Source organism: Aliarcobacter skirrowii CCUG 10374 (assembly GCF_003544835.1).
GTDB classification, from domain to species: domain Bacteria; phylum Campylobacterota; class Campylobacteria; order Campylobacterales; family Arcobacteraceae; genus Aliarcobacter; species Aliarcobacter skirrowii.
Map to the genome: position 1 here is coordinate 1,121,281 of NZ_CP032099.1, position 15,140 is coordinate 1,136,420.

General features: G+C 28.1%; 16 protein-coding genes. 4 read left to right on the plus strand and 12 right to left on the minus strand.

The annotated features are described in order from the left end of the window. Window positions 1-5: 5 nt before the first annotated feature. The 6 genes from cmoB to rpe all read right to left on the minus strand — a co-directional run bounded on the left by cmoB (window position 6) and on the right by rpe (window position 7,183). Window positions 6-920: a tRNA 5-methoxyuridine(34)/uridine 5-oxyacetic acid(34) synthase CmoB gene (gene cmoB / locus ASKIR_RS05900; RefSeq protein WP_115588309.1), complete on the minus strand. Its 915-nt coding sequence runs from the start codon at window positions 918-920 to the stop codon at window positions 6-8. Beyond that, window positions 917-2,206 carry a M20/M25/M40 family metallo-hydrolase gene (locus ASKIR_RS05905; RefSeq protein ID WP_115588308.1) on the minus strand — a complete coding sequence of 430 codons (1,290 nt, stop codon included), beginning with the start codon at window positions 2,204-2,206 and terminating at the stop codon, window positions 917-919. Before ASKIR_RS05905 ends, cmoB begins: the two co-directional genes overlap by 4 nt. A 96-nt stretch (window positions 2,207-2,302) precedes the next feature. After that, window positions 2,303-5,047 carry a cytochrome c biogenesis protein CcsA gene (gene ccsA, locus ASKIR_RS05910; RefSeq protein WP_228254662.1) on the minus strand — a complete coding sequence of 915 codons (2,745 nt, stop codon included), beginning with the start codon at window positions 5,045-5,047 and terminating at the stop codon, window positions 2,303-2,305. Window positions 5,048-5,134: 87 nt separating this feature from the next. Next, window positions 5,135-5,944 (minus strand): 3'-5' exonuclease, encoded by an 810-nt coding sequence (locus tag ASKIR_RS05915; protein ID WP_066350802.1) that lies wholly within the window; start codon window positions 5,942-5,944, stop codon window positions 5,135-5,137. After that, a complete protein-coding gene (locus tag ASKIR_RS05920; RefSeq protein WP_066161464.1) occupies window positions 5,931-6,524 on the minus strand; it encodes a phosphoribosylanthranilate isomerase in 594 nt (197 codons plus the stop codon). The genes ASKIR_RS05915 and ASKIR_RS05920 overlap by 14 nt, the downstream gene beginning before the upstream one ends. A gap of 17 nt (window positions 6,525-6,541) precedes the next feature. Then, entirely contained in the window at window positions 6,542-7,183 is a 642-nt protein-coding gene (gene rpe / locus ASKIR_RS05925; protein ID WP_066350803.1) for a ribulose-phosphate 3-epimerase, read from the minus strand. Window positions 7,184-7,291: 108 nt separating this feature from the next. Between rpe and ASKIR_RS05930 the strand changes: the two genes are divergently transcribed. Continuing rightward, window positions 7,292-8,146, plus strand: coding sequence for a phospholipase A (locus tag ASKIR_RS05930; RefSeq protein WP_066161466.1), 855 nt, complete (start codon window positions 7,292-7,294; stop codon window positions 8,144-8,146). 1 nt (window position 8,147) lies between these two features. Here the strand turns inward: ASKIR_RS05930 and ASKIR_RS05935 are convergent, their stop codons facing one another. Genes ASKIR_RS05935 through ASKIR_RS05955 form a run of 5 tightly spaced genes read right to left on the minus strand, consistent with a single transcriptional unit; the run spans window position 8,148 to window position 10,508 of the window. Next, complete coding sequence (locus ASKIR_RS05935) at window positions 8,148-8,555, minus strand: c-type cytochrome (RefSeq protein WP_066407998.1); 408 nt, start codon at window positions 8,553-8,555, stop codon at window positions 8,148-8,150. Beyond that, entirely contained in the window at window positions 8,555-9,136 is a 582-nt protein-coding gene (locus ASKIR_RS05940) for an NUDIX hydrolase (protein ID WP_066161468.1), read from the minus strand. Before ASKIR_RS05940 ends, ASKIR_RS05935 begins: the two co-directional genes overlap by 1 nt. 11 nt (window positions 9,137-9,147) lie before the next feature. Then, on the minus strand, window positions 9,148-9,648 hold the full coding sequence (locus tag ASKIR_RS05945) for a YajQ family cyclic di-GMP-binding protein (RefSeq protein ID WP_066350813.1): 501 nt from the start codon (window positions 9,646-9,648) through the stop codon (window positions 9,148-9,150). Window positions 9,649-9,662: 14 nt separating this feature from the next. Next, complete coding sequence (locus ASKIR_RS05950; RefSeq protein WP_066350815.1) at window positions 9,663-10,055, minus strand: DUF423 domain-containing protein; 393 nt, start codon at window positions 10,053-10,055, stop codon at window positions 9,663-9,665. Continuing rightward, window positions 10,056-10,508 carry a phosphoribosyltransferase gene (locus ASKIR_RS05955; protein ID WP_066350817.1) on the minus strand — a complete coding sequence of 151 codons (453 nt, stop codon included), beginning with the start codon at window positions 10,506-10,508 and terminating at the stop codon, window positions 10,056-10,058. It abuts the gene before it with no gap. 147 nt (window positions 10,509-10,655) lie between these two features. Between ASKIR_RS05955 and argF the strand changes: the two genes are divergently transcribed. The 3 genes from argF to ASKIR_RS05970 all read left to right on the plus strand — a co-directional run bounded on the left by argF (window position 10,656) and on the right by ASKIR_RS05970 (window position 14,068). Beyond that, the gene (gene argF / locus ASKIR_RS05960; protein WP_066161472.1) at window positions 10,656-11,621 is read left to right on the plus strand and encodes an ornithine carbamoyltransferase; all 966 of its coding nucleotides are present in this window, start codon (window positions 10,656-10,658) and stop codon (window positions 11,619-11,621) included. After that, a complete protein-coding gene (gene hemN / locus ASKIR_RS05965) occupies window positions 11,622-12,989 on the plus strand; it encodes an oxygen-independent coproporphyrinogen III oxidase (RefSeq protein WP_066350819.1) in 1,368 nt (455 codons plus the stop codon). Window positions 12,990-13,063: 74 nt separating this feature from the next. Continuing rightward, a complete protein-coding gene (locus ASKIR_RS05970; RefSeq protein ID WP_066350820.1) occupies window positions 13,064-14,068 on the plus strand; it encodes a hypothetical protein in 1,005 nt (334 codons plus the stop codon). Window positions 14,069-14,103: 35 nt separating this feature from the next. Here the strand turns inward: ASKIR_RS05970 and ASKIR_RS05975 are convergent, their stop codons facing one another. Continuing rightward, window positions 14,104-15,084 carry a diaminopimelate dehydrogenase gene (locus tag ASKIR_RS05975; protein WP_066350821.1) on the minus strand — a complete coding sequence of 327 codons (981 nt, stop codon included), beginning with the start codon at window positions 15,082-15,084 and terminating at the stop codon, window positions 14,104-14,106. Window positions 15,085-15,140: the final 56 nt, after the last annotated feature.

The window sequence follows — 15,140 nt, forward strand, 5'->3', positions numbered from 1 at the left end:
AAACTCTATAATATTTTTCTAGCTTTTATATATACTCTTTTTGGAGCTGGATAACCCTCAACTGTTTTACTACTATCATTTGGATCTAAAAAATCTTCTAAACTCTCATCAAATGACCACTTCGTAGCTCTTTGTTCATCTTTTGTTGTAACAACTGTTGATAATACTTCAATATTTTCAAATCCAGCACGAACAAGCCAATTTTTTAAAGCTGGAATTGTTGGAATAAAGTATATATTTGGAATTTTTGAGTATCTTTGATTTGGAGTTAAACATATCTCATCCTCTCCATCTATCATAAAAGTATCAATTATAATCTCACCTTTACTATTTAATCCTTTGTTTAGTGCTTTTAAAGTCCCAACAGGATCAGCTCTATGATATAAAACTCCTAACATAAAGATAAAATCAAATTTATGATTATAGTACTCTAAATGCTCAACTCCAAGCATCTCATAAACAATATTGGATTTTACAAAGTGATTTATAAACTCAAATTGATGAAGCGTTAAAGGTGAAGGATCAAACCCTACTAATCTTTTAGGTTTATCTTCAAGCATTCTAAACATATAGTATCCATTGTTGCAGCCAATATCTGCAACTACTTTATCTTTTAGATTAAAGTGAGGTCTTATTAGATTATATTTAAGATTACTTTGCCACTCACTATCAATTTCAAGGTCAAATATTTTAAATGGACCTTTTCTCCAAGGTATTAAAGCTTTTGCAGTTTTAATAATAGTTTCATACTCTTCATTGCTTAAATCATCTTTTTTTCCAACACTAAACCAATCACCATAATCAATAGCTAAATTACTTTTTTCAATTTTAGAAGCCTCTTGTAGTTGATTATACCAAGGAGCTACATTTTTCCAAGCTCTACACTCATCTTTTTTCTTTTTTAACTCTTCAATATTCACTTTATACTCTTTATAATCTCTTTTAAAATTTTAAATAGATTCTCTATAGAATCTTTATATACAAACTCTCTTTTTGAGTGAGGATATTTTATTGTTGGTCCAATAGATGCAATTTTTAAGTTTGGATATTTTTCTTTAAATATTGCACACTCTAAACCAGCATGAATTGCTCTTAATAATGCTTTGTTGTTAAATTTTTTATAAACATCTAAAACTGTGTTTGTAAAATCATTTATATCAGGACTCCAAGCTGGATATTTTCCATAAGTCTCTACTTTAAACTTTGACTCTTCTAAAGCTTTTTTTGTACTATCTTTTAAGTTTTTTAATCCATCATTACTCATTGATCTTGCACTAAACTCAACTGTAATCGAGTCAATATTTGTAGATATTAAAGCTAAATTTATAGAGTCTTGAACAACATTTAACTCACTATTAAAAGATCTTACTCCATTTTCAAACTTATATAAAAAATCTACTAATTTATCGCTATAAACAACTAAATGTTCACTTTTTGTATCAATTTTCTCTATTTTCATATTTTCATCTGTTTTAATTGGCTCTTTTTTTGATGCAACAATTGCTTTAGCATTTGCTGCAATTGAGTTGATTCTCTCACCACCATTTATATCTAAAATTTTTGCATTGCTTTGTTTAATTGAATCAATTAAAAGTTTAATAGCATTTGGAATATTTTTATCTATATCAACTCCACTATGACCACCTGCTAAGTTTGAAATTGATATCTCATAAAGGTCCAAATTTTGCTCATTTGAAACTATCTTTTTATCTTCAAAAATAGCTTTTATATCAACTCCTCCAGCACATCCAATACATATTTCACCCTCTTCTTCACTATCAAGATTTAGCATATATTTTGCATTTATAGGAAGATTTAAATCATTTGCACCAATAAGTCCAATCTCTTCATCACTTGTAAATAAAAACTCTAAATCATAGTTTTCATACATTAAAGCTATCATATATGAGCACCCTATTCCATTATCAGCTCCCAAAGTTGAACAAGATGCTTTTAAAGTTGTATCATCTTCAATAATTTGTGGAATTGTGTTTTTTTCTAAACATACAATATCATAGTGTGATTGTAAAACTATATTTGCACTACTATTCTGTTTTTTACATAAAATATTATTTTTTTCATCAACTAAACATAAATAATTTAGCTTTTTAGATAAATCTTGCATATAAGTTATAAACTCTTTATGCACTCCTGAGCATCTTGGAATTTTTGTAATCTCTTTAAATATTTCTAAAACTGTTGACATTTTATATCCTTTTAAAGGTGGAATTTTATTTATTATTGTGTTAAGAGTAGCTTTTATTAAATGAAAAAAGCTAGAAGAGTCCTTCTAGCTTTGATTTTAGATATCAGATTTTAAATCTCTGTTTCTGTAAGCAAATATAATAGCTGCAAATGCTGTTGCAACTGTTACATAAGCCCAAGTTGGAACTGGAACTGGATCACCTGTTGCATAAGAGTGAAGTCCAGATAAGTAGTAGTTAACTCCTAAATATGTCATCATAATTGAACTAAATGCCAACAGTGAAGCAGTTGCTAGAGTATAAGGATTATTTAAAGGTTTAATAAATCTTAAGTGAACAACTATTGCGTAAACTATAATTGAAACATAAGACCATGTCTCTTTTGGATCCCATCCCCAATATCTTCCCCAAGACTCATTTGCCCAAACTCCACCAAGGAAGTTTCCAACTGTAATAAATACTAATCCAACAATTAAAGATATCTCATTTATAGCACTTACATGTTTTATAATATCATCTAAATGAGGTCTATTTTTTCTAAAAATAAACATAATTAAAGTCAAGAATCCTAATATTGCACTAAGACCAAAGAAACCATAAGATGCCGTTAAAATTGATACGTGAATTGTTAGCCAGTAAGATTTTAAAACTGGTACCAAGTTTGTAATTTGTGGATCAATCTCTGTTAAGTGAGCTGTAAACATAAAAATTGCAGCCATAATAACAGCTGAACTTAATGCTAAAAGTGATCTTCTAAAGAACATTACTCCTGCAAAAATAGCTGACCAAGAGATATAAAGCATTGATTCATAAGTATCACTCCATGGTGCATGACCTGAAATATACCATCTATATCCCATTGCAAATGTTTGAACTGCAAATATAGCAGCTAAAATAATAAATAGTGTTTTTGTAGTTTTTTGCGCTTTAAAGTTTGGATTAAATATAAGCACAAATGAGATAACTAACATCACAAAACCTAAAAGTAGATAAACTAAAGTTAAATTAAAAAATAGATCAAGCTTATTAAATAAAATCTCTGCACTTATTTTTGAACTGCTAGGAATTACAGATGCTCCAGCTTTTTCTTGATACATAGCAATAAGTTCAACATACTTATCACTCTCAACCCAGTCATACTCAGCAACTGAGTTTAAAAGCCCTCTTACAAGCTGACTTATGGCAACTTGATTTTGACCACTAAAGTTTTGAATTGCTTCAAGTGGTGAGTACCATTTAAAGTTATCATCAATAGTCTCATTTTCATAAAATTTAGGGAAAATATTTAGAAGTGATCCATTAAATACGCTATAAATAATATTTAATTTCTCATCAAGTTTGATAATATCTTTCTCAAATGTACCTCTTTCAATTGGTTTTGTAAGAAGTGCAGCTTCTGCCTCTTTTGCAATTATATACTCACCTTTTTGATTAAAAACTTCCGAAAATGAGATATATTTCTCTTCAACTGAAATATTTAAAAGTTTTTTAAGTTTTGGAGTATTTATTTTTAAAATTTTTACATCTTTCCAAAAATCAGGTCTTGATAGCATTCCTAAAATTATTTGATCTGAATTCATACCTAAAAATGTGCTTCTACCACTTAATTTTTGAACAATTTGTCTATTTAAAGTAGCAAGTGGTTGCATTCTTCCACCAGCTGTTTGAACTACCAAATGACCAAAATTATCAGCTGTTTTTAAAGAGTTATCTTTATAAGTATTTAAATATAAAACTGCTTCTTGAACTTTATCAACTGATTGTGTAGCTTTAGTTTGTTCATTTGCATAAAGGTTTGTATTTGATAAGAAAAGAGTTGCTAAAATAAATGAAGCTATATTTTTATTTGAAACAAATTTAACCAATTTCATAAATCTTGAATTTTTATCAAAGAAGTTTAAAAATAGTCCAAGCGTTAATAAAAAGTATCCTAAATATGTAGGCCACTTTCCTGGATCATTATTTACAGATAAAACCGTACCACTCTCATCTGGGAAATATGAACTTTGGAAAAATAGATAGTTTCCTTCACTAAGTGTTCTATTCATAAATATTCTATAATCATAAGTTTTATCATCTTTTATAACTGTAATTTCACTTGCATATGATGATGGAGCCATACTTCCAGGATATCTATCTAGTTGAAACTCATTTAATCTAATAGCAAATGGAAGTTCAATAAATTTTGAACCATACTCTAAAGTAATTTTATAATCATCTATTAAAATCTCTTTAGGAACACCCAATTGTCCTCTTAAACCAGCAATTCTTGTTTGTTGTTCTTTACCATTTAAATCAACATTCAAAGTTAAAAGTCCCATAGATGCTTGTTGCTCTTTTACAAAATTAAAATCAACATAACTAACTACTAAAGTGTTGTTGTCAAACTCTATTTTATGAGAGAAGTTATTGAAGTTTTTAAATAAAGATGTAAAATTTTCTTGATAGATATTTGATGCAAGAACTTCACCATCTTTTTCAACTTTTACTTGTAAATATGGCTCAAGTGAGATCATCTCATTTGTTGTAACACCTTCAGGAATTTGCATAATTCCCTCATATCCAACATATCTTGTTGTAATTGCACCAATTAATATAACTACAAATGAGAAGTGAAATAAAAATCTAGGCATTTTATTCCACATTTTTGTTTTATAAATAATTGCAACTAGATTAATTGTTGTAAGTACCAATATAGTTTCGTACCAAACACTGTTGTACACCAAAAATAGAGCTGAAGATGTACCAAAATCATTTTCAATAAATGTGGCAACTCCTGCTGCTATTGCTAAAATAGACAATAAAACAATTGTTGTTTTAAAAGAGAATAAAATATTTTTCAAATACAAACTAATCCTTTTTCCTAAGTTTTTCGCAAAATTCTATCTTTTTGCTATTAATAAACAATTAACAAAGAAGCCCAATTGAAGCTAGTTTTTTAAAATATTATTTGATTTACTAAAAGCTATTAAATCTTCTGTTGTTTTTATCAAATTTTTATCTATATTTTTTAAACACTCTTCAAAAATTTTTGAAGTTGTTAGGGCATCATAATAAGCTCTGTGATGATTTTGGACATCAATTTTTAAAATCTCTTTTAGTGTACTAAGTCCATATTTATCTGATTTTATAGTTCTTTTTGACAAATCTATTGTGCAAAGTTTTCTATTTAAAAGTTTTCCTAAACTATACTTTTCAAAACTCTGTGATATAAAGTTATAATCAAATTTTATATCATGAGCCACAAATACATCATCTTTTAAAAACTCTTTAAACTCTTTTAACACTTTTTCAACTCTTGGTGCATTTAAAAGCATATTTGGAGATATATTTGTAACCTCTTGTATAAAAGATGGTATCTCTTTTGCATAGACCAAAGAGTCAAACTTATCTATAATTTGCCCATTTTTATACTTCACAGCACCAAGCTCAATAACTTGATGACCTTTATTTGGGCTTCCACCATTTGTCTCTATATCAACAAAACAAAAAGTTTGATCCTCTATTAAAGTGTTTGTAGTTCTTAAATAGACAAAATTATCTTTTATATCAAGTGGAAACCCATTTATTAAAAGCAGTTCAAACTCTAATTCACTGCTTTCATAAAACTTATCACTATATATTTCAAGCAGAGATAAAAACTCATTAAACTCTATTGGCTCTTTTTTTAATCTTCTAATAATATCAATAAAGTTTGGTTTTGTTGGTTTTAAAATATACTTTTTTTTAAATGATTTCATTTGCAGCTTTCACAAATTCAACCATTTTTTCTCTATCTTTAATCCCTTTTTGCTTCTCAACAGCACTACTTACATCAACAGCAAAAAAATTAAAACCATTTAACTCTTTTAAATTTTCACTACTTAATCCACCTGCAAGTATAAATTTTGAACAATCTATATCTTTAAACCACTCAAGAGCTAATCTCTTTCCAGCCCCACCAAACTCCTCTACAAAAGCATCAACTAAATAGTAGTTGTTTTCTAAATTTATTAAATCCTCTTTAGTTTTAACTCTTAAAACTTTTAGATACTTTACTTCAAGATTTTCATAATCTACAATATTTTCATCATCAATAATTTGTGCTAATTGCATCTTGCTATCTTTGCAAACTTGGTTTATAAAATCTGTTGTTTCATTTACAAAAAGAGCAACACTTTGAATAAAAGGTGGCAAAGAGTTTACAATCTTTAAAGCCTCTTTTGGTTCTATATATCTAGGGGAGTCTTTATAAAATACAAATCCCAAAGCACTCGCACCTGCTTTTGTTGCATTATGTGCATCTTCTTTATTTGTAATTCCACAAATTTTTACTCTCATAAAATTAAACTCTAATCTTATATTTTTAAGCTATTAATAGCTTTTTTATAATCATCACTTCCAAAAATGAAACTACCAGCAACAACAATATCAACTCCAGCATCTTTTAGCTCTTTGATGTTTTTATCGCTAACTCCACCATCAACCTCTATTAAGCAGTTTGGGTTTCTTTTATTTATCAACTCTTTTAAAGTTTTTACTTTTTCTAAAATTGTTGGAATAAATTTTTGACCACCAAATCCTGGATTTACAGACATTAAAAGTACCATATCCAAATCTTGTAATAAATACTCTATATCTTCAACCTTTGTGTGAGGATTTAGTGTAATTGCTGGGCTTATTCCAAGACTTCTAATTTTTTGAATAAGTCTATGAGGATGTTTTTCGCTCTCAATATGAAATGATAGATATTTTGGCTTTAATGAAGCAAACAGATCAACAAAAAAATTGTTGTTTTCAACCATCAAATGAATATCAAGAGGTTTTGAGCTAAGCTTACTAACAGGCTCAACAACAACAGGGCCTATTGTTAAATTTGGTACGAAGTGCCCATCCATAACATCAACATGAACTAAATCACAACCAGCTTCACAAATAGCTTTAATCTCTTTTTCTAAATTCCCAAAATCAGCTGATAAAATAGATGGTGCTACTAACATTTAATACCTTTTTTATAAAAATTAGCAAGGATTATACAACTTTATCGCTTTTATAAACTATAAATAAGAATTTAAGTAGAATCTTCAAATTTTAAAAAAAGTAAAAAAATGAGATTAATTTTATTAGCAATTATATTTTGTTTCTCTTATTCAAGTGATGAGAGAGAAAAAAGAGAACATATTTTTGAAAACTATATTCAAAAACTTGATGATAAAGAGACAAATGAGTCATTACAACAGTTGGTAAAAAAAGATTTTGGAATAGTAACTTATAAATCAACATATATTTTACCAGCAACATATAGTTTTAATAACTTTGATGATGATAGAAAAAAATTTGAAACATCTTTTCAAATAAGTGCTCAAAAACCTATTTTTTACAATGTTTTTACAGATAGTGACTCAATAAATATAGCATATACACAAAAATCTTTTTGGCAAACAGCTAGTTCATCGGCTCCTTTTCGTGAAACAAACTACGAACCAGAGATTTTTGCAAATTTTTATATCAATAATAAACATTTAAAACTTCTAAAAGTATCTTTAAATCACTTCTCAAATGGAAAAGCAGAAGACGAATCAAGATCAGCAAATAGAGTATATTTACAATCAATTTTTCAATTTGATAACTTTTTTATAAGTCCAAAAGTTTGGTATAGAGTTCCAGAAAAAAGCTCAAGCGATGATAATCCTGATTACTCAAAATATTATGGATATGGAGAGTTAAATATGATGTATTTGTATAAAAAACACTCTTTTGAACTTTTATTAAGAAATAATTTAAGATTAAACGACCAAAATAAAGGTGCTGTTGAATTTAATTGGAAATTCCCACTTCCAGAGTTTTTAAAATCTAAAAATAGTTTTGGAATGGTTCAAATATTTTCAGGATATGGACAAAGTTTTATTGATTATGACAAAGATATAACAAATATTGGATTTGGAATAGCATTTTCAAGATAATCTAATTTAAACTTTGTATATAAAAGTAGATTGACTCTATCTCCTCTTGTGTTAAGTAGTATGTTGGCATTATATTTGCTTTATAAATTAATTTTTCGCAAATTTGATCATCTTTAAACTTTTTATTTGGATTTCTTTTTGAGTTTACTTTTGTTTTAAAAACTTCGAAAGAGACATCTTTTATATTTGGAGCATACAAAGTACACAAATACTCTTCACCTCTAAAAGTGTGTTTAAATTGAACTATTTGCTTACCCTTTGCACTATTTGAATGACAACTGTTACACCCTATTCCTCTTGGATTCTCATATAACATCTTCCCATATTCAAGTTTTGTGATAAACAAAGAGTCATCATTTTGTGCTTTTAAAAAAGCAAAAAGAAGTAAAAAAATAGTAAAAAATTTCATTAAATTCCTAAATTTTTCTCATTTTTTAAAAACCAATATATGCTAAACATAAGACCTGGAGTTTTTGCCTTATTCTCATCAAATAAAAAATCATCAACATCTTTTTTAGCCAAAAAATATAGCTCTATTTGCTCATCATTTATTCCACCACCACTATGTATCTTTTGTTCTTCACAAATATTTGCAAAATATAGATGCTGTTTTGCTCCACTAATTCCTACATTTGTAAAAAAAGAGGTGATTTTTTTGATATCTTTTTTATCTACTTTATAACCACACTCCTCATCAATCTCTTCACTTACAATCTCTTCAAGAGTCATATTCTTATCTACAAGACCAGCACAAAGTTCATAAGTATAAGTTATATTTTTATCATTTAAATAGACAGGAACTCTAAACTGTTTTACAAGTAAAAATGACTCTTTCTCTTTATGATAGAGTAACACAGATACACTATCGTGGCTTCTTACAGCTTCCCAACTCTTTTTTGCTCCATTTAAAGTAAAGTTTACTTTGAGTGGTTTTATATAGTTAGACTCTTTTAACTCACTTACTTTTAAATCTGTAATTAGGTTTTTCATTTTTTTTCTTTTTATTTAAAATTATCAAATACCAAAGGAGCTTTTAAATCCAAACTTTTTAGATGCTTCATAATAGCTTGTAAATCATCTATGTTTTTTCCTGTAACTCGTATTGTGTCGCCTTGATTTACAGCAGTTACTTTTAATTTTAGATTTTTTATCTCTGTTTGAATTCTTTTTGCTTCATCTTTTTCAATACTATCAATTATTTTGTAACTATATTTTCTATTCCCACCACTACTATCCTCTTTTTTAAGCTCTTCAAGTGAGTTTATACTAATTCCTCTTTTATTCATTTTTGAAATCATAATATCAAGCATTGCATCAATTTTGTTATCGCTTGAAGAGATAAGAGTTAAAGTCTTTGCTCCAATATTTAAATCAATCTCTTTACTAATTCCTTTAAAATCGTATCTATTATCTATCTCTTTTTGTGCTTGAATAACAGCGTTTTTCATCTCTTGCATATCAAGTTTTGCTGAAATATCAAATGCGTGCTCTTTTACTGCCATTTTATCTTCTCCTTTTATTTATTATCTTTTAAAACTGCATAAGCAGCAATTATGTAAGCAATAATTTGTAAAGTCCCACCAATTGGTGTAATCATTCCAAGTTTTGGAATATTGAAAATTGTTAAAATATATAAAGAAACACTAAAAATCAAAGTTCCAATTATAAGTAAATTTTGTGCCAATTTTAGCTTACTATTATAAGCTCTTAACATTGTTAAAAAAGTTATAACAAAAAGTGCTAAAGTGTTGTAAAACTGATACTCTACACCTGTGTGAAAAACTTTTAGCATTTCAGGTGTTAATACTTTTTTTAATCCATGAGCTCCAAAAGCTCCAAGTGCAATAGCACTTGCAAATAGAATAAAACAAAATGCTAGATATTTTCTAGCCCTACTATCATATACCATTTAATCTCCTTTTATATCAACTTCCCAAAAAAATTCAATCCAAATATCTGTTTTATTTATATAAAAATCAGGTTTAATCAAAGCCGTTGGTTTGTAAAAAAGTGTTGCTAGCTTGAATTCACAATTTGGAAATCTATTATTTAATAGCTTTAATATTTCAACCATTGTTTTCCCACTATCAACTATATCATCAATTATTAAAACCTTTTTATAAGATGATAAATTGGGAATATTAAAAATCTCTACACTATCTTTTTGATTTTTTCTATCATAAGATATTGAGTTTATAGAAAATATATCTCTTTGATTAAGTGCTTGTGCCATAAGATGAGATAGAGTCAATCCCCCTCTTGCAACACTTATAAAAGCTTCTGCTTTAAAATCTTTTACCAAATTTACAAGTTTTGTAGTATCATTTTTGCACATTTCATAACTATAATATAGTTTATTCAAATAATAATCCTTTTTCTAATGTGTTATTTTATCAATTTCTTGCTTATTTTGTGGTTTTGACTTTTTTATCAATTTTTCCTTTATATTAAGTGTTTATAAAGTTAAATTAACTAAAATAATAACTTTTAATAATTTAAGGAATATAGTATGAGACACTTCTTAAGCTTAATGGACTTCTCAAAAGAGGAGATTTTAGAGATTTTAAATCTAGCAAAAAAGATAAAAAATGATGCAAAATCTGGTAAACACAAAGATTATATGCCTAAAAAGATTTTAGGTATGATTTTTGAAAAGAGCTCTACAAGAACAAGAGTTTCATTTGAAGCTGGTATTTATGAGTTGGGTGGAGTTGGACTATTTTTATCATCAAATGATATACAACTAGGTCGAGGTGAACCTATGAAAGATACTGCTAGAGTAATTTCAAGAATGGTTGATATGGTTACTATTAGAACTTTTGAGCAAGAGAAACTTGAAGAGTTTGCAAGATACTCAAAAGTTCCTGTTATAAATGGACTTACAGATAAACTTCACCCTGTTCAATTAATGGCAGATTATCTAACAATAATGGAAGAGGGACTTGATAAAAATCTAGTTGTTGCATATATTGGTGATGGAAACAATATGGCTCACTCATGGCTAAATATGGCTTCAAAATTAGGATTTGAGTTAAGAATTGCAACTCCAAAAAATTATCAAGTAGATCAAGATATTTTAAAAGAGGCTTTAAAAGAGGCTAAAAAAAGTGGTGCAAAAATCTCTACTTGTTTTGATCCAAAAGAGGCAGCTGCTGGAGCAACTGTTGTTACAACTGATACTTGGATTTCAATGGGTCAAGAGGCTGAAAAAAATATGCGAATAAAAGATTTTAGTGGTTTTATAGTTGATGAGAATATTATGAAACTTGCTAGTAAAAAAGCTATATTTTTACACTGTCTTCCAGCTTATAGAGATTATGAAGTTAGTGAAGCTGTACTTGAAGGAGAGCAAAGTAGAGTTTTCCAAGAGGCTGAAAATAGACTTCATGCTCAAAAAGGTATTATGGTTTGGTTAGATAAAAAAAGAGATGAAAAACAAAAAGATAAAAAAAGCAAAAAAAGAGACAATAAATAGATGATAGATTTCGCCAAATTCGTAAAATACTCAAAACCAGGACCAAGATATACTTCATATCCAACTGCACCTGAGTTTAGTGAAAGTTTTACACAAGATGATTTAAAAAAGTATTTTAAAAATCAAGATAAAAATAGAAATTTATCTCTATATTTTCACCTTCCTTTTTGTAGAAGTGCCTGTTATTTTTGTGGTTGTAATACTATTTTTACATCAAAAGAGGATAAGAAAGTAAGATATATTGAGTATATTAAAAAAGAGCTTGATATTTTAAAAAAACATTTAGATACTTCAAGAGTTGTAACTCAAATGCACTTTGGGGGAGGAACTCCAACATATTTTTCACCATCACAGCTAGAAGATTTAATAAAAAAAATCAAAGATATTTTTCCAAATTTTAGCCTTGATGCAGAGATATCTTGTGAAGTAGATCCAAGATATTTCACAAAAGAGCATATGGATGTTTTAAAAGCTGGTGGATTTAATAGACTTAGCTTTGGAGTTCAAGATTTAGATGAGAATGTACAAAAAACAATTCATAGAGTTCAACCATTTGAGCTTACACAAAATGTTATAAAAATAGCTAGAGATGCTGGAATTAAATCTATTAATACAGATTTAATCTATGGTTTACCACACCAAACAAAAGAGAGTTTTAAAACTACTTTAGAGAAGATGTTAACTTTAGATGTAGATAGATTTGCTGTATTTAATTATGCGCATGTTCCTTGGCTTATGAAAACTATGAGAAAATTTGATGAAACAACTTTTCCAAAACCAGATGAAAAACTTGAGATGCTAAAATTTACAATAGATTTTTTCACATCAAATGGCTATAAAATGGTTGGAATGGACCACTTTGCAAAACCAGATGATGAACTTTTTAAAGCTATTTTAAAAGGTGAACTTCATAGAAATTTCCAAGGATATACTACAAAAGGTGGTGCTGATTTAATTGGAATTGGTGTTACATCAATTGGAAATGGTGTTGATTATTATGCACAAAACTACAAGGATTTGGAACTTTGGGAAAAGGCTATTGATAATGAAGATTTACCAGTATTTAAAGGTTATAAACTATCAGATGATGATATTTTAAGACAATTTGTAATTATGGAACTTATGAGTAACTTCTCTTTAAATATCAAAAAAGTAGAAGAGCAATTTAAAATTAACTTTAAAGAGTATTTTGATGATGCACTAAAAGCTTTAAAAGAGTTTGAAGATGCACAACTTCTTAAAATATTTGATGACAAAATAGAGGTATTTGCCACAGGAACTATGCTAATTAGAAATATATGTATGCCTTTTGATGCTTATTTAAACAAAATTCCTGAAGATAAAAGAAGATTTTCTAAGACAATTTAATCAAATTTTAATAAAAAACATATAACAATTTTACCCATTAGTAGGTGCTAAAGCACCACTTAGGGGAGAGTAAAATGAGAAAAGCATCTTTTTCTGTAAATAGAAGAGACGAATTTACAGATATACACACACAAAGATTAAACGGACACAATAGTGCTATTTTTGAAAATAGCAACTACAACAGCTACAAAAGTTTTTATGACTACGACAATTTTCTAGAACTTGCAAAACAAAAGTATGAACAAACAGTAAAACAAAAAATGCAACAAAGTGCTATTTCAAATATGTTTCAAGAGGCAATTATAACTATAGATGATACTCACACGCAAAATGATTTGGTAAATCTATTTTTTGATTTAAAGCAGAAATTTGGTGGACATGAACTTATAAATCTTACAATTCATAAAGATGAGGGATATTTTTTAAAAGATGGTGTAACTTATAAACCATATAAAAATATTATAAAAAAAGATGACAACTGGTATATTTGTAGTATTGATAATCCAAGTGAAAAACCAGAAGAGTTCTCACAAATTGTTGATATTCAAACTTATGTAAAAGTTTCAAATCCTCATGCTCATGCTGTTTTTTCTATGTTTGACTTTAAACTTGGAAGAAATGCTAGAATGCAAAAAAAAGATATGGTTGAGAGACTTAAAATAGTTGCAGATATTTTAAAACTTGAATATGCTCCACAAAAAATATATAAAATTTTGGATAGCAATATGGATATTATTGGAGCTAAAGAGCAAGATTTAAAATCTTTAGAGTTTAAAATAGACTCTAAAAAGCAATTAATTTTTGATCTTAATAATAAAATCTTAGCAAAAGAGCATCTTCTTGAAGAGCTAAATCAAGAACTTACATCAAAACATACAGTTTTAAGTTCAATTGCAAATAAAATAGATGAGAAGAATAGAGAGTTTCAAGATTTGATTACTCATATTTTGACAAAAGAGGATGAAATTGAGAGTTTACAAAGAAAAATTGTGGATAAAAATTCTCAACTAAATTTGATTGAAGTTAGAATAAAGGAGAGAGAGTTTTTATTAAAAGAGCTTGAAAATCAATTGAGTTAGATATTCAAAATTGGGAATTACCCAATTTTAAAATATTATAAAAGCTCTTTTACTAAATCAGCAGGAGATTTTGCAGATAGTAAATTTGGTGCTACATCAAATGCAGTTTTTGCTCCAAAATCACCTTTTAAAGCCAACTTATAAGTAGCTCTTGCATAAGCAACTAAAACACTAGCTGTAAACTCTGGATTACTATCAAGTTTTAAAGAGTACTCAATTACTTGATTAATACCATTGCTACTATTTCCACTTCTAATTACAAATCCACCATGAGGCATAGTGTTGTGATTTTTATCAAACTCTTCTTGAGAGATAAAATTTACAGTTGTATCATAAGGCTCAAAGTAGTTTGGCATTGTTTTTATCTCATTTTCAACCTTTTTAGCATCAGCACCATCTTTTAAAACAACAAAACACTCTCTTGTGTGTTTATCTTTTGTACTCAAGCTTGGTCTTGTTCCACTTCTTACTTTTTCAATAGCACTATTTGATGGAATTGTATATTGAACTCCAGCTTTTACACCCTCAACTCTTCTAATAGCATCTGAGTGTCCTTGACTTAAACCTTTACCCCAAAAAGTGTATGTATCTCCATCTGGTAAAAGTGCTTCTCCAAAAAGTCTATTTATTGAGAACATTCCAGGATCCCAACCAATTGATATCATTCCTACTTTTTTATTAGGCTTTGCAACTTTATCAACACTTGCAAAATAGCTTGGAATTTCTGCGTGGTTATCATAACTATCAACAATATTAAAATGCTCTGCATATAAAGGTCCTTGTATTGGTAAATCATCTTTTGAACCACCACAAAGAATTAAAACATCAACTTTATCTTTAAAATCTAAAATATTTTCTACACTATAAACAGGAGTGTTTATTGTAGTTACACTTTTTGGGTCTCTTCTTGAAAAAACAGCCACCAAACTCATATCAGGATTTTTTGAAATAGAAAGTTCAACACCTCTTCCTAAATTTCCATATCCAACAATTGCAACTTTAATTTGATTATTCATGCTAAACGCTCCTTTTTTGGTAGTAAATTTTTTGCTAAAAATATTAGCAAAAAAAA